Raw genomic sequence first — 2975 nt, forward strand, 5'->3', positions numbered from 1 at the left:
CGACGCTGCTGCCGATGGCCGCGCCGATGCCGGCGCCGGCCAGGCCGCCGCCGGTGGCGCGGTTGGTCGTGCTGCGGCGGCAGGGATCGTAGTAGTAGCCGTTGCGGTCATAGGCGCCGCCCTGGCCGCCCTGATAGCCGCCCTGGTCGTAGCCGTAGGCCTGGGCCGAGGCGATCGTCGGGGCCGCGGCGCCGACGAGGGCCGCGCCGGCGACGATGGCGCTGATGGCGGTCCGGATCATCATCGAAAAACTCTCCCTGAAAGCGGGCGTGACGATCGAGGGACCGTCCGTTGCTCGCACCATGCCAAGCCGTAGCTGAACGGTCGTTGACCGGGCCGTTCATCTTCGTTCACGCACGCGGCCCCCGAATGAGGTATGGACGCGTTCGAACTGGCTTCTTCGGCGTCGAACTTGGCGCGGAAGAGGCGGAAATTAGGCCATGCCCACGGCGTGGCTTGAACGGATCGGAGCCCGGCGCGGTTCCTTCAAGGCGACTTTTGACAATGCGAGAACTGACTATCGACGCCGTCGGCGGCCAGGGCGACGGCGTGGCGGCCGGCCCGGCCTTCGTGCCGCTGACCCTTCCGGGCGAGAAGATCACCGCCCGCATGGAAGGCGCGCGCGGCGAGCTGGTCGACATCCTGGAGGCCAGCCCCGAGCGGGTCGCGCCGCCGTGCAGGCACTTCGGCCACTGCGGCGGCTGCGCGCTGCAGCACTGGGACATCGCGCCCTATCTCGACTGGAAGCGCGAGCAGGTGCGGTTCGAGCTGAAGCGCGAGCGGATCGAGACCGAGATCCTGCCGACCATCGCCTCGCCGCCGGCCTCGCGTCGTCGGGTGGCGCTGCACGCGCGCGGCGGCAAGGGCGGGGTGCGCCTGGGCTTCAAGGAGCGCCGCTCCTGGAACCTGGTGAAGATCGAGGAATGCCCGGTCACCCATCCGAAGATCGTCGCGGCCCTGCCGGGTCTGGCGCGCCTGGCCCAGCCGTTCCTCGAGCACCCCAAGTCGGCCCCGACCCTGCACGTCACCCTGACCGGCACCGGCCTGGACATCGACGTCACCGGCGTGGAGCGCAAGAGCGGCGGGCTGTCGGCCGACGCCCGGGTGCAGGCGGCGATGGTGGCCGGCGAGTTCGACTTCGCCCGGGTCACCCTGGCCGGCGAGACGCTGTACATGGCCCGCCAGCCGCTGGTGAAGCTGGGGCCCGCCATCGTGCCGCTGCCGGCCGGCTCGTTCCTGCAGGCCGTGCCCGCCGCCGAGAAGGCCATGGCCGACTTCGCCCTGGCGCACGTGGCCGGCGCGGCCAAGATCGCCGACCTGTTCTGCGGCGTTGGCACCTTCACCTTCCGCCTGGCCGAGATCGGCTCGGTCTACGCCGCCGACTTCGCCGAGCCGGCGATCGCGGCCCTGAAGGCCGCCATCGGATCGGCGCCCGGCCTGAAGGCGATCACCGCCGAGGCGCGGGATCTCACCCGCCGGCCGATGCTGTCGACCGAGCTCGACAGGATGGACGCGGTGGTCTTCGACCCGCCGCGCGCCGGCGCGCTGGAGCAGGTGCACGAGATCGCCAAGTCCAAGGTCTCGCGGGTGGTGGGCGTGTCCTGCAATCCGGCGACCTTCGCCCGCGACGCCGGCGTGCTGATCGACGCCGGTTTCAAACTGGAGAAGGTGCTGCCGGTGGACCAGTTCCTCTGGTCGCCGCATATTGAACTGGTCGGCGTCTTCTCGCGATGAGGCGGCATGGTCCAGGACGAACGAAGAGGCGAGGGCGGGCGTAGGGCGTTTAGGCTCGACGCCGCCGCCCAGCGCGGCAAGGCGGCGGCCAAGGCCGCCTGGTGGACCGCCGCCGGCGGCCTGGCCAAGTTCATGACCCGGCCGGCCGAGGGCAAGGCCGCGCCGCGCTTGACGTCGGAGTCCCCGCCGTTGTCGCGGGCGCGCCTGCGCCGCGCCTATTTCGCCGCCTTCGAGAAGGACGCCGCCGACGTCGCCGCCGGTCTCTATCCGCCGATGGAGGATGCGCCCGCCGATCCGGCCGGCTCGATCCTCAAGGCCTGGGATTTCCTGGCCGACGCCCGCGAGGTCGACCAGCGCCGCCGGCGCGGCGACGGCGTCGAGGTGCGCGACGATCCGAAAAGCCAGGGCTATCCGGCCTACTACCGGCAGAACTTCCACTATCAGTCGGGCGGCTGGTTCACCGCCGAGAGCGCCCGTCGCTACGACGCCCAGGTCGAGGCGCTGTTCTCCGGCGCGGCCGGGGCGATGCGCCGGCGGGCCTTGTCGCTGCTGGCCAGGCAGTGGCGGGGGCGCGACCAGCGGGCGCTGAGCGCCGTCGACGTCGCCTGCGGTTCGGGCGCTTTCCTGCGGGATCTGGCGCAGGCCTTCCCGCGCGCGGCCCTGGCGGGCGTCGACCTGTCGCCGGCCTATCTGAGCGAAGCCCGCACCCGGTCGGGCCGGGGCATGGTGCAGGCCAACGCCGAACACCTTCCTTTCGCGGATCGCAGCCTGGACGCCGTGACCTGCGTCTACCTGTTCCACGAGCTGCCGCCGCGCGTGCGCCCCATCGTCGCCGCCGAGATCGCCCGGGTGCTGAAGCCCGGCGGCGTGCTGGCCTTCGCCGACTCCGTCCAGCCGTCCGACGAGCCGCAGCTGGCGCGGATGCTGGAGGTCTTCCCGGCCTATTTCCACGAGCCGTTCTACGGCAGCTACGCGCAGGAGGACCTGGAGGCGCTGTTCGGGGCGGCTGGGCTGCGGGTGATCGGGCGCGACAAGGCGTTCCTGACCAAGGCGCTGTTGCTGGAGAAATGATCCTTCTCCCCTTGTGGGAGAAGGTGTCGCCGACAGCCGACGGATGAGGGGTCTCTCAGACCTTGGACGCTACGCCTGGTCGTTCCGCTTTCGCGGCTGATCGGGCCATCGACCCCTTGTCTGTTGGAAGGCTGTTAGCGTGAGGGGGTCTTCCGGGACACCCGCCCGGC

At 71.3% G+C, this 2975-nt stretch carries 2 protein-coding genes and 1 pseudogene; 2 read left to right on the top strand and 1 reads right to left on the bottom strand.

Features of this window, described 5'->3' with window-relative positions; all coding sequences use genetic code 11:
- A pseudogene (locus tag DMC18_RS25275) lies at nucleotides 1–241 on the bottom strand (hypothetical protein); the annotation flags it as partial.
- A gap of 263 nt (nucleotides 242–504) precedes the next feature.
- Between DMC18_RS25275 and DMC18_RS25280 the strand changes: the two are divergent.
- Together DMC18_RS25280 and DMC18_RS25285 are read left to right on the top strand one after the other, a co-directional pair.
- Nucleotides 505–1734: a class I SAM-dependent RNA methyltransferase gene (locus tag DMC18_RS25280; protein ID WP_110121766.1), complete on the top strand. Its 1230-nt coding sequence runs from the start codon at nucleotides 505–507 to the stop codon at nucleotides 1732–1734.
- Nucleotides 1735–1740: 6 nt separating this feature from the next.
- Nucleotides 1741–2805, top strand: a complete 1065-nt coding sequence (locus DMC18_RS25285; RefSeq protein ID WP_110133431.1) for a class I SAM-dependent methyltransferase — start codon at nucleotides 1741–1743, stop codon at nucleotides 2803–2805.
- Nucleotides 2806–2975: the final 170 nt, after the last annotated feature.

Source organism: Caulobacter sp. D5, from assembly GCF_003185805.1.
Taxonomy (GTDB): Bacteria; Pseudomonadota; Alphaproteobacteria; order Caulobacterales; family Caulobacteraceae; genus Caulobacter.